Below are 21,899 nucleotides of genomic sequence, written 5' to 3'. Positions count from 1 at the left end.
ATTTTTTACAGCTTATGGTACTTGCGGTCCTCTTCCTCGTAGACGGGGTCGCAGGTCAGGTACATGCCCAGACGGTTCAGGGTGCTGCTGTCCACGCTGGAAAGCAGCACGGTGGAGTGCACATCACAGCCCTTGAGGTTGGGCAGCTGGTGCATGGCTGCTGCGGCAAGCTCGCTGGAAGCAGCAGAGCTGGACAGGGCGATCAGGATCTCGTCGGTATGCAGACGGGGGTTCTTGCCGCCCAGATAGTTGGTCTTGAGGGTCTGGATGGGCTCGATGGCAGCGGCGCTGACCAGATCCGTCTCCTGCGGGATGCCCGCCAGATACTTGAGCGCGTTGATCAGGGCGCTTGCGGTAGCACCCAGCAGCGGGCCGGTCTTGCCGGTGATGACGGTGCCATCGCTCAGCTCAATGGCAGCAGCCGGTGCGCCGCCGGTGGCCTCGCTGCGGGCATGTGCCTGCTTTTCCACTTCCCGGGCTCCCATGGTCAGCCCGGCCTGATTCATCAGCAGCTCCAGCTTGTAGCGCTCGCTCTCCTTGGCGGTGCCGGTGATCTTCTGCTCGCACAGACACTTGTAGTACCGGCGCACGATCTCCTTGCGGGAGGCCTCGCAGCAGACGGCATCGTCCACGATGCAGTTGCCGGCCATGTTCACGCCCATGTCCGTGGGGGACTTGTAGGGGCTCTGCCCTGCGATCAGCTCGAACATCGCGTTCACCACCGGGAAGATCTCGATGTCGCGGTTGTAGTTCACGGTGGTCACGCCGTAGGCTTCCAGATGGAAGGGGTCGATCATGTTCACATCGTTCAGGTCAGCGGTGGCGGCCTCGTAGGCCAGATTGACCGGGTGCTTCAGGGGAATGTTCCAGATGGGGAAGGTCTCGAACTTGGCGTAACCGGCCTTGACGCCGCGCTTGTATTCATGGTACAGCTGGGACAGGCAGACGGCCATTTTTCCGCTGCCGGGGCCGGGCGCGGTGATGACCACCAGCGGGCGCTCGGTCTCAATGTACTCGTTGCGGCCGTAGCCCTCGTCGCTGACGATGCGTGCCACGTCGTTGGGGTAGCCGGGGATCTTATAGTGGCGGAAGGTGCGGATGCCCAGACTGTTCAGCCGCTTTTCAAAGGCCTCCACCTCGGCGGCGGCGGTGTACTTGGTCACGCACACGCTGCCCACATACAGCCCCATCTCCTGAAAAGCGTCGATGAGGCGCAGCACGTCCAGATCGTAGGTGATGCCGTAGTCGCCGCGCACCTTGCTGCTGATGATGTCCTCGGCGCTGATGACGATGACGATCTCGGCCTGCTCCTTGAGCTGCAAAAGCATCTGCAGCTTGGAGTCCGGCTGAAAGCCGGGCAGCACGCGGGAAGCGTGGTAATCGTCGAACAGCTTGCCGCCGAATTCCAGATACAGCTTATTGTCAAACTTCTTGATGCGCTCGCGGATATGCTCGGACTGCATCGAAAGATATTTGTCGTTGTCAAATCCTATTTTCATCGTTTGTTTCCTCTCTGGTGGCCCGGCACACCATACCCGGGCTAAAAAATCACAAACATAAGTATACCACAGCCCGGGGTGGGGCGCAATGCAAAACAAAGCGCAGAGCACAATTCCGGCAGGATAGGCCGTTTTGGGCGGTGCAGAGCTCTGTTTTTTGTTGCAGATGCCGTTTTGGGTCAGGTCTTTTGCCGGGCGGCAAGGTCTTTTTCCACCTTCCAGAAGGCCAGCAGCAGAAGCCCCGCCGCCATATAGCTGAGCGTTTCCACCCAGATATAGCCGCCTGCGATCACATGGCGCACGGCGGCGTTCTGCGCGGCAGTGCCCAGCGCCGTGCTGGCGCACTGGTCATAGCCGGTGCGCGCCAGCACCCCGTTGAACAGTGCGCTCATCACCGATCCTCCCGCCACGGACTGGGAACTGTACACCGACATGGTAAGTCCATCCGTGCGGATGCCGCTGCGCATCTCCACATGGTTCACCACATCGGTCACCATGGCAAGCAGCAGGCAGCAGATAGGTGCAGAGCCGAAGCACTTGAGCGCAACACCGATGGCAACAGGAACCAGTCTGCCCTGCCCCAGCCCCGCGAGGACGCCGCCCGCAGCGCCCAGCAGCAAAAACCACCCGCACACCTTGCGCTTGCCGAACCGGTCGGTCAGCGGCACCAGCAGCACCGAGGCCAGCGCCATGGGCAGCGCCCCCATCATGGTCAGCAGGGATTGAGACGCACCCCATGCACCGGCACTGCCCAAAAAGGTGTTGTCCACCACCCACTTACAATAGTAAGTCATGGTGCTGTTTTTTAAAGAGCCGCTCCACTGGAACAAAACACATACACCCATGATGAGCCACCACATGGGGTCGGCAGCCACCGCCCGCAGCTGGCGGCGCAGTGAGACCCGCTGCACCGGTGCAGGCTCCTGCGAGGGTGCTTCTGCCTGCCGGGCGGCTTCAAATTCATCTTCCGGCCCGTACAGGCCTTCCAGAATGCGGCGCTCCTCGGTAACGCGCTCGCGGGTAAAGGCGAACTGCAAGTAGATGGTAAGCCCGGTGAACACCGCCACCCCCAGCATGGTGAAGAACCAGCGGTGGATATTTTCCCGGAGGAAAAAGGACACCAGCATGGGGAACACCATGCTGCAAGTGCCCATCACGCCCAGACCCACCATGCTATTGATAGAGGCCAACAGCCCGCGCTGACGGCTGTCCCGGGTGGATACCGAGAGCATGATGCTGCTGGCTGTGCTGTAAATGGGGGACGCAAAGGAGTAGTACAGGTTGTACGCCACGGCGATCCACACCATGCGCGCGATACCCTGAAAGGGCACGATGAACATGAGCACGCTGGCAGAGGAAAAGGTAAACACCGAAAGCAGCAGCCACGGCCTTGCCTTGCCCGCCGTGGCGCGGGTGCGCTCGATCAGCTGCCCTACCAGAAGGTTTGCCGCCACGATGAGCACCGTGGACACCAGCTGCAGCCGGCTGAGAAACCGCAGATCCAGCCGGAGCACATCGGTAAAGTAGCTTTGCAGGATGCTGCCGAAAATACTGCCTGAGATGGAAGCACCCATGGGGCCCAAAATATAGCCGAAGAGCATCTCCGGCAGCTGGACCTTCTCGCTTTTGATCCGGGTGCGGGTGAACCGGTGGTTCCAGAAGCTTTGTCTGCGCATGGAACAGATCGTTTCCTTTCTCCCCGCAAGTGCGGGGTCTTACACATTCTTATCGTTCCTATGATAACACATTTTCCACTGCCGGGGAACTGTCCGGTGCAAAAAACATCTTTTTACCGCAGACGGTCGGAAAACACAAAAGGGACCGCCGCAGTGTGCGGCAGTCCCCTTTGCTCTTATGAAGAACTATCCGTATGGAGAAGAGAATGGCTTGTTACTTTGCCTCGGCGGGCTGGGTCTTTTTGACAAGGCTCAGGATCACTGCGCCCAGCACACTGCCCACAGCCAGCGCCACGCAGTACAGCACGGCGTGGTCCACCACCGGGAACACGAAGATGCCGCCGTGGGGTGCGCGCAGTGCGCAGCCGAAGGTCATGGAGAGCGCACCGGCGACCGCAGAGCCGATCACGCAGCTGGGCAGAACGCGCAGCGGGTCGGCTGCTGCGTAGGGGATAGCACCCTCAGACACGAAGCACAGACCCATGACGTAGTTCACGATGCCGTTACGGCGCTCGTCCGGCGTCCACTTGCGGGGGCAGAAGGTGGTGGACAGGGCGATGGCGATGGGAGGAACCATGCCGCCCACCATGACGGCGGCCATCACCTCGTAGTTGCCGGAGGCAAGGGCGGCAGTGCCAAAGACGTAGGCTGCCTTGTTGACCGGGCCGCCCATATCCACGCTCATCATACCGGCCACGATAGCGCCCAGCAGCACCTTGGAGCTGCCGCCCAGTGCGTTCAGCCAGTCGGTCATGGCGGTGTTGATCATGCCCATCACCGGGTTCACAGCGCACATCATCGCACCTACGATGAGAATGCCGCCCAGCGGGTAGATGAGCATGGGCCGGATACCGTTCAGGCTGGCGGGCAGCTTTTCGGTGATCTTTTTAAGGAACTGCACGATGTAGCCCGCTGCAAAACCGGCCAGCAGCGCTGCAAGGAAGCCGCCGGAGATGCCGGTGGTGCTGCCTGCGGCAAGGTCGGTGAAGTTGGTGCCGTTCATGGCCAGCACGCCGCCGGCAAAGCCTACAGCCAGACCCGGACGGTCGGCGATGGACATGGCGATGAAGCCTGCCAGAATGGGCAGCATATAGCCGAAGGCTGCGCCGCCCACCGTCTTGAAGAAGGCGGCAACGGGGGTGTTCATGCCAAAGTTTGCGGGGTTGATGCTGTAATCATCCAGCAGGAAGGCCAGCGCGATCATGATGCCGCCGCCCACCACGAAGGGCAGCATGTGGGAAACGCCGTTCATCAGGTTCTTGTACAGGCTGCGGCCGAAGCTGTCCTTACCTGCGGTGTCGTCCTCGGCTGCTGCGCCGCCCTCGGCGTGGAACACAGGCACCTCGCCGTGGGCGATCTTCTTGATGAGCTCCTCCGGTTTGTGGATGCCGTCATCCACCCGGGTGAACAGCACCGGCTTGCCGTCGAAGCGGGCGGTATCCACCTTTTTCTCTGCTGCCACGATGATGCCGTCACAGGCAGCGATCTCGGCGCGGGTCAGGATATTCTTTGCGCCGTCCGAGCCATTGGTCTCCACCTTGGTGGGCAGTCCCAGCTTGTCACCGGCCTTGGTCAGCGCCTCGGCGGCCATATAGGTGTGGGCGATGCCGTTGACGCAGGCGGTCACAGCCAGAATGCGGTAGCCGTCCTGCGGGATGGCCTGCTGGGTAAAGCTCTCTGCGCCGAACTGTGCTTCCTCCTGCGCATCGATGCACTCCAAGAACTCCTTGGGGCTCTTGGCGGCTTTAAGCTTTTCCACAAAGTCCTCGTTCATCAGCATCTGCATCATGCGGGCCAGCATATCCACGTGCAGACTGCCGTTTTCCGGTGCAGCAATGGCAAACAGCAGGTCGGTGGTGCCGTCATCCTCGGCGTTGTACTGCACCGGGGTGCTCAGCCGCAGGGCGGCCAGACTGGGACGGGTGACCACATTGGTCTTGGCGTGGGGCACGGTGATGCCGTTGTCCACATAGGTAGAGCCCTCGGCCTCGCGGGCATAGAGTGCCTTTTTGTAGGTCTCCTTGTCGGTGATGTTGCCATGGGTGGCCTGCAATTCCACCAGTCGGCTCAGGATCTGCTCCTGCGTTTGCAGCGCCTCGTCCAGCGCAATGGACTGTGCGGTAAATAACTCGGTGATGCGCATAAACGTTCCTCCTTTGATCTTTTATCCTATCAAAGCTGCGCCAGCAGCTCGTCGATTTTCTCCTTTGTGGCAAGCCCAAGGCTGAAAGCCGTGGCGCTGCCGCAGGCGGTGCCCAGACGCAGTGCCTGCGCGTAGCTGCGGCTTTGCAGATACCCAGCCACAAAACCGGCCACCATGCTGTCGCCTGCGCCCACGCTGTTGACCACCTTGCCCTTGGGGCAGCCGATGCGGTGCACCTGTCCCTGCTCGTCCAGCAGCAGCGCACCGTCCCCTGCCATGCTCACCAGCACGTTGCGGGCACCCTTTTCCTGTAAAGTACGGGCAGCAGCCACGATCTCGGCGTCACTGGTCAGCACCTTGCCCACGATCTCGCCCAGCTCATGGTTGTTGGGCTTGATGAGGAAGGGGTGGTAGGGCAGCACGTTCACCAGCAGGTCGCGGGTGGCGTCCACCACCGCGCGCACGCCCCTGCCCTGCAGCCGTGCCAGCAGCCGCTCGTAGACGCTCTGCGGCAGGCTTGCCGGGATGCTGCCCGCCAGAATGAGGATGTCGCCCTCGGTCAGCTTGTCCAGCTGGGCTTCCAGCTGCTGCAAAGCGCTTTCCGGGATGGCAGGGCCAGCGCCGTTCAGCTCGGTCTCCTGCCCGGCTTTGATCTTGACATTGATACGGGTCATGCCGTTTTCCAGATGCACAAAGTCGGTTTTCAGCCCCTGTGCGGCCAGACCGCGCTCCAGCCATGCGCCGGTCTCACCGGCCACAAAGCCCAGCGCCACGCTCTCGCAGCCCAGCTGCGCCAGCACGCCGGACACGTTGATGCCCTTGCCGCCCAGCACGCAGTCCTCACCTTGGGCGCGGTTCACTGCGCCCACCTCCAGCGGTGCGTCCAGGCGCACAACGTAGTCGATGGCCGGGTTAAAGGTAACGGTGTAGATCATACTTCTGCCTCCTTTACAAAGGTATGCTGCTTATATTTCGGGTTCGGGCAGCGGTTGGTCAGGATGGCACCGCTGTGCAGATCCGTGATGACCGCCGGGTAAATTTTTGCAAACTTGGCATCGTCCACAAGGAACCAGCTTTCCCTTGCGCGGTGGACGGCTGCGGCCTTTACGGCTGCTTCCTCGGGGTCCGGAGTGGTAAAGCCCGCTTCCAGCGCCACGCCGTTGGCACCCATGAATGCTTTGGTAAAGTTATATTGCTGGATGCTGCTGACTGCCGGTGCGCCTACGATGGCTTCGGTCTGGGGGCGCAGCAGCCCGCCGGGCAGATACACCCGGCAGCCCTTTTGCGCCAGCATCCGGGCGTGCGCCACACCGTTGGTCACATAAGTCGCTTTGAGCGCCGCACCCGTCAGCGCCCGCACCAGCTCCAGCGTGGTGGTGCCTGCATCAATGAACACAAAATCCTCTGCGGTGATGAGCGCTGCGGCGGCTGCGGCAATGCTGCGCTTTTCTGCCACAGCCAGCGTCTCTTTTGCTTCCATGGTGGGCTCGTCTGCCAGAAAGCGGCTGTCCGGCAGGGTGGCCCCCCCGTGCACCTTGGTCAGCCTGCCCTGCCGGTCCAGCTCGGTCAGGTCACGCCGGATGGTGGATTCGCTGGTGTGCAGCGCCTCGCACAGCTGCTGCACCGTCACGGTGCGCTGCTCGTTCAGCTGTTCTAGGATCAGTGCAAAACGTTCCTCTGCCAGCATGGTGTCTTTTCCCTTCTTTCCTTCCCACACCTGACCGTTTCTGCACGGTCTTGGCGTGTTTTGGTTGTTTGCATCTTTATTATAGCAAAAATCTTGTCAAAATCAATCAAATTCAGTCATTTTCGTTCACAAAAAATATCCTCTATTTTTGTGCACTGTTGCCAATATGTGGGATACAAGAGTGTTTTTCCACCAAAAAAGACCACCGCACTTGTGTATGCGGTGGTCTTTTTTGCGTTTATATGACCGGTTGTGACCGGTTTTGGTGCTCAGGCTGGTTTCAATCAGGCATCCGAACGAGAGTAGGCGTTCTTCATCTGGCTGCTCAGCTCAAACAGCACCTTGTCCAGCGTGTCAGCAGCCTTCTCCTGCAGCATGGCGGCGATGGCAGTGTTGGCTTCCTCCCGCAGGTCGGCGCGGCTTGCGGCGTCCGGCTCGGCGGCAAGCTTTGCATCGTACTGGTTCACCAGTGCGCGGCCGGCGGAGAGCACGGCCTCCTCGTAGCGCTCAAGATGGAACAGGGACTTGTTATAGGAAGCATCTGCCATGGCGGCGATGAGGCGGCTGGTCCAGTAGAAGTTATCGGTGGACACGGTGCCGGTGGTGTTTGCCAGATACTCCGGGGTACGCTCCACGTTGGCGTAGAAGGGCACCATGGTGTTGAAGGCATTAGAAGCATAGGCCACCCACTCCACAGCGCGGGATTCCTCCGGCTGGTCGGGACGCATCTGCAGCAGCGCCATAAAGTCGTTGCGGTTGATACCGATGGAGCGGTACGCGCCCTTTGCGGACTTGTCGCCGTAGCTCAGGTAGGGGTCGTAGGGGGTGCCCTGATAGTGGCTGGACAGCATATACTTGATATCCTCCGGGGTCACCTTGCGCTCCGGCACCATGCACCACGGCAGGTCATCGGACATGGGGGTGTAGTCGGCGTCGCCACCCTCCCACACCCATGTGCGGGGGTTGAGGTAGCGCAGCATATACCATGCGCGGGGGGTGTTGTAAACGTGGTCGGCGTCATCGTGGCTGCCAAAGGCGTCCCGGGGGTTCAGCGCGCCGTCCAAAGAGAGGTCGAGGTGGTTCTTTGCAATAAATTCACGCAGATCGGCAGAGCAGAGGTAGTTTTCCTGTGCGCCGAAGGCATCTTCCAGATCAAAAGTATCGATGCCCAGCTGGTTGGGCATGACCACATACACATCGTCCGGCACGCGGCGGGCGATCCAGTGGTGACCGCCGATGGTCTCCAGCCACCAGATCTCGTTCACGTCCTGAAAGGCGATGCCGTTCATCTCGTAAGTACCGTACTGCTCCAGCAGGCTGCCCAGACGCAGCACGCCCTCACGGGCAGAGTGGATATAGGGCAGCACCAGATAGACGATATCCTCCTCGCCGATGCCGCCGGGCACCTCGGGCTTTTCGCCCTTGGCGGGCTGGTACTCCACCAGCGGGTCTGCGCCCAGTACGCGGGGATTGGAGGTGATGGTCTCGGTAGCGGTCATGCCCACGTTAGCGGCGTTGACGCCAGAAGCTGCCCAGATGCCCTTGCCCTCCACGGCGTTGGGCATGGCGGTAAACCGCAGCGCGCCCTCCGGCAGAGGGATCTCCACATGGGAGAGGACGCTGCGGTAGGTCTTGGGCAGATCCTCCGGGTGGATCACGGTGAATTTTTTAGCGGTGAAATGGCCGGAGCCGGAGTCATCGTTGCGGGCGATCATGGTAGAGCCATCGTACGATGCTGCCTTGCCGACCAGAATGGTAGTGCAAGCCATAGGTTTTCCCTCCATATTCTATAATGTGACTCTATTGTAGAACTTTTTCAGCAGAATTGCAACCGGGAAACAAAAACCGCCGCGCTGCGTACCACGGCAGAGCGGCGGGAGATGGAATGCTTTTTTCAGGCTGTTACTGGGCTGCCCAGTAGAAGTCCTCGCCGGGCAGCATGCCGCCCACGGCGGCAGGGTCGGCATTGTAGAGCACCTGCAGGTAACCGGAGACGTCGGCCTTCAGTTCCTCGCCGGTCAGGCAGACGATGTTGCAATTGGGCAACGCTTTTTTGGCAATGGCGGCTTTTGCCACCACCCCCTGCTCCTCGCACAGGGCGGCGGTGCCGTCCAGATCGGTGTTGGCGGCGTTCACGCTCTGGGCGTAGTCTGCCAGAAAGGCGGCTACCACGTCCGGGTGCTCCTCGGCGTAGGCCTTGCGCACCACGGTCACACCGGTGATCAGCTGGGTGTCTGCCACCTTGTCCCACTCGGCGGTCAGGTCAAGGGCTACCCGCAGGGTGTCGTCCTTCAGCCCGGCAGCAGTCACATAGGGCTGGGGCAGCACGGCAATGGCGTCCTGCATGCTGGCCATCTGGGCGGTCACCTCGGTGGCCTCGCTGTAATACTGGATGTCCACATCCTTGTCCGGGTCAATGCCGTTGGCGGTAAGCAGATAGCGCAGCACATACTCCGGGGTAGTGCCCTTGCCGGTGGACAAGATGGTGCGGCCCTTGAGGTCAGCCATGCTGTGGACGGTATCGCCCTGCTCCACCACATACAAAACGCCCAAGGTGTTCACTGCCACAGCCTGAATGCCGCCGTTCGTTTTCTGGTACAGGGTCGCCGCCAGATTAGCCGGGATGGCGGCCATGTCCAGCTCGCCCTTGATGAGCAGCGGCACGATCTCATCCGCAGCGCCGTAAAGCTGCAAATCATAGTCCATGGCAGCGGTGCCGGCCTGCTCCATCGAGAGCAGGTTGACAAGTCCCATGGTGGTGGGGCCCTTCAGGCCCGCGATGCGCAGCGGCTCGGTAGCGGACAGCGGCGCTGCGGACTCTTCCTCAGAAGCAGCCGCAGAGGAAGCAGTCTCGGATACCGCCGTGCTAGAAGCGGCAGAGCTTGCGCTGCCGCCGCAGGCTGCAAGGCTCAGTGCAAGGCTGAACGCCAGCAGTAAGGACAGGATCTTTTTCATGATATACTCCTTTTCACACCCGGCACGCCCCGGTACGGGAAGCGGAAACCGGTCTTTTTTTGAAAAATTTTGCAAAATCATTTGCTTTGCGCGTTCCAGTTTACTATAATAGGGGTAAAAATACCGTTGCGTGTGCAACGCAATTGCAGGAGGCTGCGGAGAACGCTATTTTCTCTGCGGAGTTGCGATGAATAATTATCTGCCGCTGTTACAAACCACCACGCTGTTCACGGGTCTTTCCGCTGCGGAGCTCAGCACGCTGCTGTCCCGGCTTGGGGCAAGCGTGCGCAGCTACGGCAAGGGCGAAGCCCTTGTGCTGGCGGGGGAGCCCAGCCGCCGGGTAGGCATTGTGCTGTCCGGCGAGCTGGATGCCTACCGTCCGGCACCGGGCGGGGCACGCATCCCCATTGCCCGGGTAGAGCCGGGCGGTGTGTTCGGGGACGTGCTGGGAGGCTCCAGCCTGTCCAGCCCGGTCACCGTGCTGGCTGCTGCCCCCTGCGAGGTGCTGCTGCTGCCCTACGAGCGGCTGCTGCTCTCGGACGGCAGCCCCGCCCACCAGCGGGTGGTGCAGAACCTTGTGCGCACCATCAGCGATAAATATTTTTCCCTCTCCCGCCGCATCGACCTGCTGGTGATGAAGAGCCTGCGCGCCAAGGTAGCGGCGTATCTGCTCAGCGAGGCTGCCCGCGCCCACAGCCTGACCTTCAGCATCCCCTTCTCCCGCATCCAGCTGTCGGATTACCTCAACTGCGACCGCAGCGCCCTTTCCCGGGAGCTGAGCACCATGCAGAAGGAAGGGCTCATCGACACCTACCGCAGCAGTTTCAAACTGCTGGCGCCGGACGCCTTGCAGCAGATGGTGCAGTAGCCTTTTGCCAACTATCTTATATTTAAGGAGCAATCAAGCAATGTCCAAGCCTGTTCTTTGGATCGTGATCCCCTGCTACAACGAGGAGCAGGTGCTGCCCATTACAGCACCCATGTTTCTGGAAAAGATCCACAGTCTGACCGCACAGGGGCTGGTCAGCGATAAAAGCCGGGTGCTCTTTGTCAACGATGGCTCCCGCGACAAAACGTGGGAGCTGATCCAAGGCTTTGCCGCACAGGACGAGCACTATATCGGCATTTCCCAAAGCCGCAACCGCGGCCACCAGAACGCCGTGCTGGCGGGGCTGATGGAGGCACTGCACAGCGACAGCTGCGACATTACCATCTCCATCGACTGCGATGGTCAGGATGATATCAACGCCATGGATGAGATGGTGAAAAAGTATCTGGCAGGTGCCGAGGTGGTGTACGGCGTGCGCAGCCGCCGGGACACCGACACCTTCTTCAAGCGGTTTACCGCCGAGGGCTTTTATCATGTGATGAACGCTTTGGGCGCGGATATCGTGTTCAACCACGCAGACTACCGCCTGATCAGCACCCGCGTGCTGGAAAGCTTTGCGGATTACAAGGAGGTCAACATCTTTTTGCGGGGCATGGTGCCGCTGGTGGGCTTTGCCCACGATGTGGTCACCTACGAGCGCCACGAGCGTCTGGCCGGTGAGAGCCACTACCCCCTGAGCAAGATGCTGGCGCTGGCTTTTGACGGCATTACCAGCCTTTCCAACAAGCCCATCCGCATCATTACCGGGGCGGGTATCGCGGTAAGCCTTGTCAGCTTTATCGGGGTCATCTGGGCCATCGTATGCGCCGCCATGGGCAGCAGTGTGGCTGGCTGGGCTTCCACCGTCTGCATCGTCTGCTTTATGGGCGGTGTGCAGCTGGTGTGTCTGGGTGTGATCGGCGAGTATATCGGCAAGATCTATATGGAAACGAAAGCCCGCCCGCGCTATATCATCTCGGAGCGCACATGGGCTCCCTACGAAAGGAAATATCACGGATGAGCAAGCAAAGCTGGAAGGGCAGCACCCTTCTGAACCCGGAACCGCCGGTACTGGTATCCTGCGGCGGGCTGGACAAACCCAACCTTATCACCATCGGCTGGACAGGCACCATCTGCACCCAGCCCAGCATGGTATCCATCAGCGTGCGCCCGGAGCGGTACAGCCATCAGCTGCTGTGCGAGAGCGGGCAGTTCGCTATCAATCTGCCCACCGAAAAGCTGGTGCGCGCCATCGACTGGTGCGGCGTGAAGAGCGGGCGCGACATGGACAAGTTTGCCGCCTGCGGCCTGCACGCCGCCCCCGGCAGCGTGCTGACCGACTGCCCGGTGCTGGAGGAAAGCCCGGTCAACCTGGAGTGCCGCATCACCCAGCGCATCCCGCTGGGCAGCCACGACCTGTTTTTAGCCGAGGTGGTGGCCTGCGATGTGGACGAGAGCCTGCTGGACGAAAAAGGCAAGCTTTGTCTGGATAAGGCAAACCTCATCGTGTACAGCCACGGGGAGTACTTGGCGCTCGGCAAAAAGCTGGGCACTTTTGGTTACAGCGTGCGCAAGAAAAAGCCCGCAAAGCGTAAGAAATAACAAAAAGGCGATGCCCTGCGGCATCGCCTTTTTGTTATTTACTTCTCGTGTTTTACCCGCTGGATCTCTCCCAAGTCGTAGGGGGTGTTCTGGTAGACGTAATAGTTCAGCCAGTTTTCATACAGCAGGTGGGCGTGGGCGCGCCAGCGGAACAGCGGCTGCTTTGCGGGGTCGTCATCCGGGTAGTAGTTGGCGGGCACATGGATGGGCAGCCCCTTGGCTACATCCCGCTTATACTCGGCATCCAGCGTATATTTATCGTACTCCGGGTGACCGGTGACAAAGATCTGCCGCCCGTTCTCGGTGCTCATCAGGAAGGGCCCGGCGGCGTCGCTCTCGGCCAGAATGCGCAGGGCGGTGCAGTTGTCCACATCCTCCCGGCAGATGCCGGTATGGCGGCTGTGGGGGGCGTAGAACACCTCATCAAAGCCGCGCACCAGCGGGTTTGCCGGACGGGTGACCCGGTGCTCGAACACGCCGAACATCTTTTCCGGCAGCAGCTGCTTGCGCACGCCGTAGTGGTAGTACAGCCCGGCCTGTGCGCCCCAGCAGACATGGAGGGTGGAATAGACGTTCGTTTCGCTGAAGTCCATGATCTCGCACAGCTCATTCCAGTAGTCCACCTGCTCAAAATCCATGGTCTCCACCGGCGCGCCGGTGATGATCATGCCGTCGTAGCGGTTGTTCTTCACCTCGTCAAAGGTCTTGTAAAAGGCCTCAAGGTGGGCAGCCGACACATGGGTGGCAGAGTGGCTGGCAGTCTGCAGCAGGGTCATGTGCACCTGCAGCGGAGTGTTTGCCAGCAGCCGGGCAATTTGGGTCTCGGTGGCGATCTTGGTGGGCATCAGGTTCAGGATCAGAATTTCCAGCGGACGGATATGCTGCGCCAGCGCCCGCTCCCGGTGCATGACAAAGACGTTTTCCTCATATAGGGCATCAAAGGCGGGTAAGGTCTTGGGGATGATCAGCGGCATAGGATGGTTGCTCCTTTGCTAGACGATTCAAAAATGGCTCCGCGTTCGCTTTGCCATCTTCAGAGGAATCATTATTTTTGATTTCACCTTTGTCGCGGCCTATTGGCCGCGACAAAGGTATTTTCACGGGAGAGGATCATACCTTATCCAGTGCCTGCGCGATATCGGCGATGAGATCCTCGGCAGACTCCAGACCGCAGCTCATGCGCACCAGCTCAGCGGGCACACCGGCGGCAGCCAGCTGCTCGTCGTTCATCTGGCGATGGGTGCTGGAAGCGGGGTTCAGGCAGCAGGTGCGGGCATCCGCCACATGGGTCTCGATGGCGGCAAGCTTCAGCTCCTTCATAAAGGTGCTGGCGGCCTGACGTCCACCTGCCAGACCAAAGCTCACGACGCCGCAGCTGCCGTTTGGCAGGTACTTCTGCGCCAGTGCGTGGTAAGGGCTGCTTTCCAGCCCGCAGTAGTTCACATAGGCCACCTTGGGGTGGTTCTCCAAAAACTGTGCCACCGCCATGCCGTTGGCGCAGTGGCGCTGCATCCGAACGTGCAGGCTTTCCAGACCAAGGTTCAGCATATAAGCGTTCATGGGAGACTGCATGGAGCCGAAGTCCCGCATGAGCTGCGCAGTAGCCTTGGTGATGAAAGCTCCCTCCTTGCCGAAACGCTCGGCGTAGGTGATGCCGTGGTAGCTGTCGTCCGGGGTGCACAGACCCGGGAACTTCTCGGCGTGCGCCATCCAGTCAAACTTACCGCCGTCCACGATGGCACCGCCCAGCACTGCGCCGTGACCGTCCATGTACTTGGTGGTGGAGTGGGTCACGATGTCCGCGCCCCACTCAAAGGGGCGGCAGTTGACCGGCGTGGGGAAGGTGTTGTCCACCATCAGCGGCACACCGTGGGCGTGAGCGGCCTTGGCAAACTTTTCAATATCCAGCACGGTCAGGGCGGGGTTTGCGATGGTCTCGCCGAACACTACCTTGGTGTTGGGCCGGAAGGCGGCGTTCAGCTCCTCCTCGGTACACAGAGGGTCTACGAAGGTGGCAGTGATGCCCATCTTTGCCATGGTGACCGAGATGAGGTTGAAGGTGCCGCCGTAGATGGTGCTGGAGGCCACGATGTGGTCCCCTGCCTCGCAGATATTGAACAGGGCAAAGAAGTTTGCGGCCTGTCCGCTGGAGGTAAGCATAGCGGCAGTGCCGCCTTCCAGCTCGCAGATCTTTTTGGCTACCATGTCACAGGTGGGGTTCTGCAGGCGGGAATAGAAATAGCCGTCTGCCTCCAGATCGAACAGCTTGCCCATGTCCTCGCTGGTAGCATACTTGAAGGTGGTGGACTGGATGATGGGGATCTGACGGGGTTCGCCGTTGCCGGGGGTGTAGCCGCCCTGCACACAGATGGTATCACGGTTCATACAACATACTCCTTTGCTGGTTTTTTGGTCGGGAAGGACGATTCCCCGCAGGAGGGGCTGCCTCCGGCGGGGAATCGAAAAAACAAAGCTTCTTATTTCCGCAGGCGCTTATCGCTCTTGGTTGCCCACAAAGTGCCCACAGACTGGAACGCCTGCACCATCAGCACCAGCAGCACCACACAGACGATCATGATGTTGGTCTGGTAGCGGTAATAGCCGTAGGAAAGGGCGATCTTGCCCAGACCGCCGCCGCCGATGACGCCGGACATGGCGGAGTAGCCCAGAATAGTGGTCAGTGCGGTGGTCATGCTGGAGATCAGGCCGGGCAGGCACTCCGGGATCATGACCTTGGTGATGATCTGGAAAGGGGTAGCACCCATGCTCTGGGCAGCTTCCACCACGCCCTCGTCCAGCTCCCGCAGGCTGGTCTCCACCAGACGTGCCACAAAGGGGAAGGCGGCGACCACCAGCGGAACGATGGTAGCCTTGGTGCCCACCGTAGTGCCCACGATGGCGCGGGTAAGCGGGAACACACAGATCATCAAAATCAGGAAGGGCACGCTGCGCAGGATGTTGATGACGATATTGATCAGGTGCATCAGCCAGCCGGGCAGGGGCAGGATGCCGTCCTTGTCACCGGCTACCAGCAGCACACCCAGCGGCAGACCCAGCACCAGCGCAAAGGCGGTGGAGAGCACCGTTACATAAAAGGTCTCCCAGATGGCAAAACCGTAATCTGCGATATTCATATACCGGTCACCTCCTCTACCGTTACGCCGGACTGGCTGCGCATATACTCCATAGCCTGCTGTGCGACCGCAAGCTCTGCGGGCAGCTTGAGCAGCATGGAGCCGTAGCACTGGCCGCTCAGATCGCGGGTATCGGCGCTGAGCACCGACACCAGAATGCCTTTTTCGGCGGCAAGGCTTGCCACCAGCGGCTTTGCGGTGGAGGAACCGTTAAAGGTAACGCGCACCACATGGTCATCCGGCGCAAAGCAGGAAAGATCCCGCGCTGCGCTGCCGCCGTTGGGGGCAACCAGACGCTTGGCAGCCGCCGTTTTGGGGTTTGCAAAAATTTCCTGTACCGAGCCCTGTTCCACGACCACACCGCCGTCCAGAATGGCCACGCTGTCGCAGATCTCCTCCACCACGCTCATCTGGTGGGTAATGACCACCACGGTGATGCCCAGCTTGCGGTTGATATCCTTGATCAGAGTCAGGATGGAGTGGGTGGTGTTGGGGTCCAGCGCACTGGTGGCCTCGTCGCACAGCAGCACCTTGGGGTTGGTTGCCAGTGCACGGGCAATGGCGATGCGCTGCTTCTGACCGCCGGACAGCTGTGCCGGGTAGGCGTTGGCCTTATCCGGCAGACCCACCATCTCCAGCAGCTCCATGGCACGCTTTTCGGCCTCGGCCTTCTTTACGCCTGCCAGCTCCATAGGGAAGCAGATGTTCTTCAGGCAGGTGCGCTGCATGAGCAGGTTGAACTGCTGGAAGATCATGGTGATTTCCCGGCGGCGCTTGCGCAACGAGGCGGGAGATAACGTCTCCATCGCCACGCCGTCGATCACCACACTGCCGCCGGTGGGGCGCTCCAGCAGGTTGATGCAGCGCACCAGCGTGGATTTGCCCGCACCGGACATACCGATGATACCATAGATGGAGCCATCGGGAATGGTGAGGTTGATGTTCTGCAGCGCTTTCACCGCGCCATCCTTCATCTGGAAGGTCTTGGAAAGGTACTTGAGTTCGATCACAGAAATTGCTCCTTTAGATTATCCCTCGATGGGTGCCAGACTGTCCTGCTTGCCGCCGTAGATGCCCATGGGCTCGACGTGAATACCGGCAACAGATACCAGATGGGTACCCTTTTCGGCGTTGAAGTTGTCCAGATACGGCTGATGCTGGAAGTAGTTGGTGTCTACCTGACCGTCCTCAACGATCTGGTTGGGGATCACATAGTCGTCGTACTCCTGGATATCCAGCGTGATGCCCTTGGCGGCAAGGATCTCCTTGCAGATCTCCAGCACCTCGCAGTGGGGGGCGGGAGTAGCGGCGCAGCTGACGGTCTGACCGTTCAGGGCATCGTAGTCCACGGTGGAATCATAGCCGTCGGTGGGGTTCTCCACAACGGACACCACAGCGCCCTTGTAGGTCTCGTCCATGAAGTCCTTCACCTTCTGGCTCTGCAGGGCAGCGGCCAGAGCCTTGATCTTGGGCTCCTCCTGATTGCCATCCTTGCAGACCAGAATGTTGACGTAAGCAGAAGAGCCGTCCTCCATGGCCAGTGCATCGGTCATGGGGTCCAGACCGGCAGAGATGGCGTAGTTGGAGTTGATGACGGCGTAGTCCTCGTCCTGCAGGACGTTGGGCACCTGAGCGGCCTCCACCTCGTCCACGGTGACGTTCAGGGGGTTCTCCTCAATGTCGTTCTTGGTGGCGGTCAGGCCGGCATCTGCCTTCAGCTTGAAGAAGCCGTTCTTCTCCAGCAGGGTCAGGGCACGAGCCTCGTTGGTGGTATCGTTGGGCACAGCCACCTTGATCTTATCCAGCTTAGCTGCAGCAGAGGATGCCACGCTGCCGGATGCAGCAGCGGAAGAAGCAGTGGAAGAAGAACCACCGCAGGCAGTCAGGGCAGCGGCTGCGGCTGCCACACCGGTAACTTTCAGAAAATCGCGACGAGTAATCATAGTTTTGTTCCCTCTCTATTTGTTTTATAATGTAGTGCAGCTCGCACGGCACCTTTCCGCGCGCGGCCTTGAACGGACGCATGAAAAAATGCCTCCGTCCTTACGAGCCTTAGGCTCTGCAAGGACGGAGGCATGAACATACTTCCGTGGTACCACCTTGGTTCACTGTAACCTTACGGATACAGCCTCGATGCTGCGGCAGCGTGTGCTGCTTACAGCCGGACGCTGTAACGGGCGCATCCCGTTGCGGGCTTAGCACTCCTGCGCCTCGTCCGCACGGCTCCGAGACCATTTTCAGCTTCCTGTTTCCTGCCCTTTTCCACCGCCCGGGCTCTCTGGTAAGGATCAATGCGAAGGCCTACTCTTCTCTTCACAGCCATTTTTGTGATATTGACACTATAATAAACCCATTGGCGGCATTTGTCAACACCTTCAACGAAGTTTTTGGGTAGGGATATAGAAAACGCTTTTTTGTTGCGAAACAACGCAAAGCATGGTATACTTGATTTGCCGCCTTACGGCGGCGAAGGTGCTGCCTGCATGAACAGGTGGTCATGCATCCCTTACCCGTACACTGTTTCATCTGATCAAAATGAAACGAGGTCTGCGGGAAGGAAACTTTTTTGCAATCCCCCCTCCCCAAAGACCTCAGAAGGGAGGGAAACTCTATGGATCTGACACAACTGCTCGCGCTGCTGATGTTCATCCTCGGTCTGCTGACGCTGATCGTGGAGGTCATCCGGCTGACCTTTGAGGTAACGACTTTTTATCAGAAACAGGAGAACAAAAGCAAAAAAGATTGACCGCCCCAGCTACCAACCTGAACGGTCAATCTTTTTGACATACGGGTAAGGATGCTGACCATTGCGGGCAGCGCCTTCTCTATGTATAGTATAGCCCGGTTTTCACGCATTGTCAAGAAAAATGCTTCGGCTTACAATATATTACACCATTCTTTTTTGCAAGGAGAGCAGGCAATGAACAGCAGAGACTCTTTTCCCGATGAAGAGCTGCGCCGCCGCATCATGGATTTTATCATGGCCGCAGGGCAGACCCTGTTGGAAAACGGCGCGGAGGTGTTCCGGGTGGAGCAGACCATGGAGATCATGGCGCGCAGCTTCCATTTGCGGGAGTTCCACGTCTATGTGCTGACCAACGGCATTTTTGCCAGCGCCGGCACTGCCGAGATCAGCGAGGTACGCAATGTGCCGGTGCGCACCACCCATCTGGGACGGGTGGCGGCGGTGAACGAGCTTTCCCGCCAGATCGCTCAGACTGGAATGCCCTTGGACGAAGCCGAGAGCCGTCTGGTGCTGGCGCGGCAGCTGCCCTTCCCCAAAGATCATGTGCAGCTGCTGTCCGGGCTGTGCGGGGCGTTCTGCTTTGCCATGATGTTCGGCGGCAACCTGCGCAGTGCGCTGGCAGCTGCCGGGGCGGGGCTGGTGGCCAGCTGGTATCTGCTGTGGTGCGGGCGGCATGAGGTGCCCGGCGGCTTTCAGAAGATCAGCACCGCCGCACTGATCACACTGGTGTGCATCCTGCTGTGCAATCTGCTGCGCACCTCTGCCAGCCACGCTATCATCGGCGCGTTGATGATCCTGACCCCGGGCATCGCCTTTACCATGGGCATCCGGGACTTTGTGCAGGGCGACTACCTTTCCGGCACCATCCGCATGATCGATGCCTTGCTCATTGCCGCCAGCATTGCCATAGGCGCCGGCCTTGTGCTGCGGCTGTACACGATACTTACGGGGGTGGTCGTGGTATGATGTCCCTTACTGCTGCACAGCTCAGCGAGCTGACGGCACAGTTTTTTCTGGCCGGGCTGGGCACGCTGAGCTTTGCCATCCTGTTTGCGTGCCCCCGCCGCTGCCTGCCCTACTGCGCACTGGTGGGCGCTGTGGGCTGGCTGTGGTACGAACTGCTGACCCTGCTGGGCGCAGACGCCGCCACGGCCTCCCTGCTGTCGGTCATTCCGCTTACCATCCTTACCCGCGTGTTTGCCATTACCCAAAAAACGCCGGTCACGGTGTTTTTGCTGACCGGCATTTTCCCGCTTGTGCCGGGCGCGGGCATCTACTACACCGCCTACTATTTCATCCAGAATGAAAACGCCCTTGCCCTTGCCAAGGGCATCAGCACCTTTAAAATTGCCGTGGCGCTGGCCATCGGCATCAGTCTGGTGCTGTGCGTGCCGCTGCCGAAAAAGCGGAAATAACCTGTTGTTTTCCAATCTATTTATAAATAAGGAGTGATCTCTATGAATGCAATGGAACTTCTGACTACCCGCCGCACCTACCGCCGGTTTGCGCAAAAGGCCGTGCCGCAGGACGTGGTAGACGATATCGTACAGGCTGTGCGGCTGTCCTCCTGCGGGGCAAACCGGCAGGCGGTGCGTCTGGTGCTGGTGCAAAGCCCGGAGATGGTCGCCAAGGTGCAGCCGCTGGTCAAGTGGGCTGGCTACCTGCCGCCGGAGCAGGGCACACCCAAGGCGGACGAGCTGCCCACCTTTTATGCAGCGGTGGTGCAGGATACCGCCATTCCCGGCGACCTTGCCACCGACACCGGCATTGCGCTGGCCAACATGACCCTTGCCGCATGGGACAAGGGCGTGGGCAGCTGCATCATGGGCGCGATCAATAAGCCCGCCCTGACCGCGCTGCTTGGCATCGAGGAGCCGCAGAAGCTGGCGTTTATGGTGGCCTTTGGCTACCCCACCCACAAAGCCGGCATCGTCCCCATGACCGAGCAGACCGGCGTAAAGTACTATCTGGACGAAAACCGCGACTACTGCGTGCCCAAGCGCAGCGCGGAGGAGCTCGCAAGAAGCCTGTAAGCGCCGCAGTGCAAGTTCGCCCTCTCAGGCTGAACTCCCCCAGTCATCGCTACGCGATGCCAGCCCCCTCTGAGATGGGGCCTTTGGCATCGCGGCAAAGTTACCGGCTCAAGTGCAAAGTGTCCGGGTGCGCCAGAGGCTCCCTCCCCGAGGGAGCTGGCAAAGCCGTCAGGCTTTGACTGAGGGAGTTAAGGCGCGCCCTCTCAGGCGCTCCCGCGCCAGCTCTCCCAAAGGGAGAGCCAAGGTCTAAGGCTTGTTGCTAAAGTATTAGGTGCAATGAGGAAGTTCTCGGCAGTGCTCTTGCCTCTCCCTTTGGGAGAGGTGGATGCGAACGTAGTGAGCAGACGGAGAGGGCGCACGCCGTTGACCTCGACACTAAAGGATTAGGTATAATGAGGAGGTTTTCGGCAGTGCTCTTGGCTCTCCCTTTGGGAGAGCTGTCACCGCAGGTGACTGAGAGGGCGCAGGACAGCAAGGGCTGAGGGATTTATACTGCATATATTCACATATTTTCTCCGCTATTGCATAAATGTTTGCAAAATCGTTTCAATTTCACGGATTATTATGCACAAGTATTGACTTTTCGTTTTGTACAAACTATACTAAGTGCGTTCCCCGAAAGCGCGATGAATCGCATCCCATCGGGGCAAAGCAAACTATATTGCATAGATTGAGGAGTGTTTGAATATGAAAAAGATCTCTCGCCGCAGCTTCATGGCTGCCGCTGCCGTTTCCGTTGCTGCTCTGGCTCTGACCGCCTGCGGCGGTTCTGCAAGCTCTGCTGCTTCTTCTGTGGCAAGCTCTGCCGCTTCCTCCGAGGCTGTTTCTTCTGCCGCTGCTGCTGAGCTGACCACCGTGGAGGCCGGCAAGCTGACCATGGCTACCAACGCCGCCTTCCCTCCGTACGAGATGACCACCGATGCCGGTGAGTTCGAGGGCATCGACGTGGACACCGCCAAGGCTATTGCTGAGAAGCTGGGTCTGGAGCTGCAGATCGACGACATGGACTTTGACGCCGCACTGCTCAGCGTGCAGCAGGGCAAGGCCGACATCGTGATGGCAGGCGTTACCGTGACCGATGAGCGCAAGGCTGTGATGGACTTCTCCGACAGCTACGCCACCGGCATCCAGTCCATCATCGTGCCCAACGATTCCGAGATTGCTTCTCCCGACGATCTGGCCGGTAAGAAGATCGGCACCCAGCGCGGCACCACCGGCTATATCTACTGCTCCGATGATTTCGGCGATGAGAATGTGGTCGCTTACGACAATGGTCTGACCGCTGTGCAGGCACTGAACAATGGTCAGGTGGACGCTGTGGTCATCGACAACGCTCCCGCCAAGGAGTTCGTTGCTGCCAACCCCGGTCTGAAGGTGCTGGACACCAGCTACGCCGAGGAGGATTACGCCATCGGCATGGCAAAGGGCTCTGCTCTGGAGGACGCTGTCAACAAGGCTCTGGAGGAGCTGAAGGCTGACGGCACCCTGCAGTCCATCGTGGACAAGTACATCAACGCCAACTAAGCCGCGTGCCCTGTACCATTCCCGTACCCAAG

The 21,899-nt window shown here is 59.7% G+C and carries 20 protein-coding genes; 8 read left to right on the top strand and 12 right to left on the bottom strand.

The window, feature by feature from the left end; all coding sequences use genetic code 11:
- Positions 1 to 5: 5 nt before the first annotated feature.
- From ACXPUX_RS06500 to ACXPUX_RS06470, 7 genes are all read right to left on the bottom strand, one after another.
- Positions 6 to 1,499, bottom strand: a complete 1,494-nt coding sequence (locus tag ACXPUX_RS06500) for a DUF1846 domain-containing protein (protein ID WP_458830909.1) — start codon at positions 1,497 to 1,499, stop codon at positions 6 to 8.
- A 179-nt stretch (positions 1,500 to 1,678) separates the two neighbouring features.
- Positions 1,679 to 3,175 (bottom strand): MFS transporter, encoded by a 1,497-nt coding sequence (locus ACXPUX_RS06495; RefSeq protein ID WP_458830907.1) that lies wholly within the window; start codon positions 3,173 to 3,175, stop codon positions 1,679 to 1,681.
- 214 nt (positions 3,176 to 3,389) lie between these two features.
- Positions 3,390 to 5,318, bottom strand: a complete 1,929-nt coding sequence (locus ACXPUX_RS06490) for a PTS fructose transporter subunit IIABC (RefSeq protein WP_458830905.1) — start codon at positions 5,316 to 5,318, stop codon at positions 3,390 to 3,392.
- 29 nt (positions 5,319 to 5,347) lie between these two features.
- Complete coding sequence (pfkB, locus tag ACXPUX_RS06485; protein ID WP_249240513.1) at positions 5,348 to 6,253, bottom strand: 1-phosphofructokinase; 906 nt, start codon at positions 6,251 to 6,253, stop codon at positions 5,348 to 5,350.
- Positions 6,250 to 7,005 carry a DeoR/GlpR family DNA-binding transcription regulator gene (locus tag ACXPUX_RS06480; RefSeq protein ID WP_458830903.1) on the bottom strand — a complete coding sequence of 252 codons (756 nt, stop codon included), beginning with the start codon at positions 7,003 to 7,005 and terminating at the stop codon, positions 6,250 to 6,252. The genes pfkB and ACXPUX_RS06480 overlap by 4 nt, the downstream gene beginning before the upstream one ends.
- A 284-nt stretch (positions 7,006 to 7,289) precedes the next feature.
- Positions 7,290 to 8,774, bottom strand: a complete 1,485-nt coding sequence (locus tag ACXPUX_RS06475; protein WP_458830901.1) for a C69 family dipeptidase — start codon at positions 8,772 to 8,774, stop codon at positions 7,290 to 7,292.
- Positions 8,775 to 8,907: 133 nt separating this feature from the next.
- The gene (locus ACXPUX_RS06470) at positions 8,908 to 9,960 is read right to left on the bottom strand and encodes an ABC transporter substrate-binding protein (protein WP_458830899.1); all 1,053 of its coding nucleotides are present in this window, start codon (positions 9,958 to 9,960) and stop codon (positions 8,908 to 8,910) included.
- A 187-nt stretch (positions 9,961 to 10,147) separates the two neighbouring features.
- On the opposite strand from ACXPUX_RS06470, the gene ACXPUX_RS06465 reads away from it, so the two are divergent.
- Genes ACXPUX_RS06465 through ACXPUX_RS06455 form a run of 3 tightly spaced genes read left to right on the top strand, consistent with a single transcriptional unit; the run spans position 10,148 to position 12,430 of the window.
- Positions 10,148 to 10,828: a Crp/Fnr family transcriptional regulator gene (locus tag ACXPUX_RS06465; RefSeq protein WP_458830897.1), complete on the top strand. Its 681-nt coding sequence runs from the start codon at positions 10,148 to 10,150 to the stop codon at positions 10,826 to 10,828.
- A gap of 40 nt (positions 10,829 to 10,868) precedes the next feature.
- Positions 10,869 to 11,849: a glycosyltransferase family 2 protein gene (locus tag ACXPUX_RS06460; protein WP_458830895.1), complete on the top strand. Its 981-nt coding sequence runs from the start codon at positions 10,869 to 10,871 to the stop codon at positions 11,847 to 11,849.
- Positions 11,846 to 12,430, top strand: coding sequence for a flavin reductase family protein (locus ACXPUX_RS06455; protein ID WP_458830893.1), 585 nt, complete (start codon positions 11,846 to 11,848; stop codon positions 12,428 to 12,430). Before ACXPUX_RS06460 ends, ACXPUX_RS06455 begins: the two co-directional genes overlap by 4 nt.
- A 38-nt stretch (positions 12,431 to 12,468) precedes the next feature.
- Here the strand turns inward: ACXPUX_RS06455 and metA are convergent, their stop codons facing one another.
- From metA to ACXPUX_RS06430, 5 genes are all read right to left on the bottom strand, one after another.
- Positions 12,469 to 13,404: a homoserine O-acetyltransferase MetA gene (metA, locus tag ACXPUX_RS06450; RefSeq protein ID WP_458830891.1), complete on the bottom strand. Its 936-nt coding sequence runs from the start codon at positions 13,402 to 13,404 to the stop codon at positions 12,469 to 12,471.
- Positions 13,405 to 13,540: 136 nt separating this feature from the next.
- On the bottom strand, positions 13,541 to 14,815 hold the full coding sequence (locus tag ACXPUX_RS06445) for an O-acetylhomoserine aminocarboxypropyltransferase/cysteine synthase family protein (RefSeq protein WP_097782493.1): 1,275 nt from the start codon (positions 14,813 to 14,815) through the stop codon (positions 13,541 to 13,543).
- 92 nt (positions 14,816 to 14,907) lie between these two features.
- The gene (locus ACXPUX_RS06440) at positions 14,908 to 15,564 is read right to left on the bottom strand and encodes a methionine ABC transporter permease (protein WP_249240523.1); all 657 of its coding nucleotides are present in this window, start codon (positions 15,562 to 15,564) and stop codon (positions 14,908 to 14,910) included.
- On the bottom strand, positions 15,561 to 16,574 hold the full coding sequence (locus tag ACXPUX_RS06435; protein WP_458830888.1) for a methionine ABC transporter ATP-binding protein: 1,014 nt from the start codon (positions 16,572 to 16,574) through the stop codon (positions 15,561 to 15,563). The genes ACXPUX_RS06440 and ACXPUX_RS06435 overlap by 4 nt, the downstream gene beginning before the upstream one ends.
- Positions 16,575 to 16,592: 18 nt before the next feature.
- A complete protein-coding gene (locus ACXPUX_RS06430) occupies positions 16,593 to 17,507 on the bottom strand; it encodes a MetQ/NlpA family ABC transporter substrate-binding protein (protein WP_458830886.1) in 915 nt (304 codons plus the stop codon).
- Positions 17,508 to 18,175: 668 nt separating this feature from the next.
- On the opposite strand from ACXPUX_RS06430, the gene ACXPUX_RS06425 reads away from it, so the two are divergent.
- The 5 genes from ACXPUX_RS06425 to ACXPUX_RS06405 all read left to right on the top strand — a co-directional run bounded on the left by ACXPUX_RS06425 (position 18,176) and on the right by ACXPUX_RS06405 (position 21,867).
- Positions 18,176 to 18,310, top strand: coding sequence for a hypothetical protein (locus tag ACXPUX_RS06425; protein ID WP_458830884.1), 135 nt, complete (start codon positions 18,176 to 18,178; stop codon positions 18,308 to 18,310).
- Between the two features lie 174 nt (positions 18,311 to 18,484).
- Positions 18,485 to 19,276, top strand: coding sequence for a threonine/serine exporter family protein (locus ACXPUX_RS06420; RefSeq protein ID WP_458830882.1), 792 nt, complete (start codon positions 18,485 to 18,487; stop codon positions 19,274 to 19,276).
- A complete protein-coding gene (locus ACXPUX_RS06415) occupies positions 19,276 to 19,725 on the top strand; it encodes a threonine/serine exporter family protein (RefSeq protein WP_458831179.1) in 450 nt (149 codons plus the stop codon). The genes ACXPUX_RS06420 and ACXPUX_RS06415 overlap by 1 nt, the downstream gene beginning before the upstream one ends.
- Before the next feature lie 42 nt (positions 19,726 to 19,767).
- On the top strand, positions 19,768 to 20,343 hold the full coding sequence (locus ACXPUX_RS06410) for a nitroreductase family protein (protein WP_458830880.1): 576 nt from the start codon (positions 19,768 to 19,770) through the stop codon (positions 20,341 to 20,343).
- Positions 20,344 to 21,030: 687 nt separating this feature from the next.
- Complete coding sequence (locus ACXPUX_RS06405; protein ID WP_458830878.1) at positions 21,031 to 21,867, top strand: ABC transporter substrate-binding protein; 837 nt, start codon at positions 21,031 to 21,033, stop codon at positions 21,865 to 21,867.
- The last annotated feature ends 32 nt before the right edge of the window (positions 21,868 to 21,899 follow it).

Source organism: Faecalibacterium sp. PGM34 (assembly GCF_054456555.1).
This window is presented reverse-complemented; position numbering and strand designations above follow the sequence as displayed.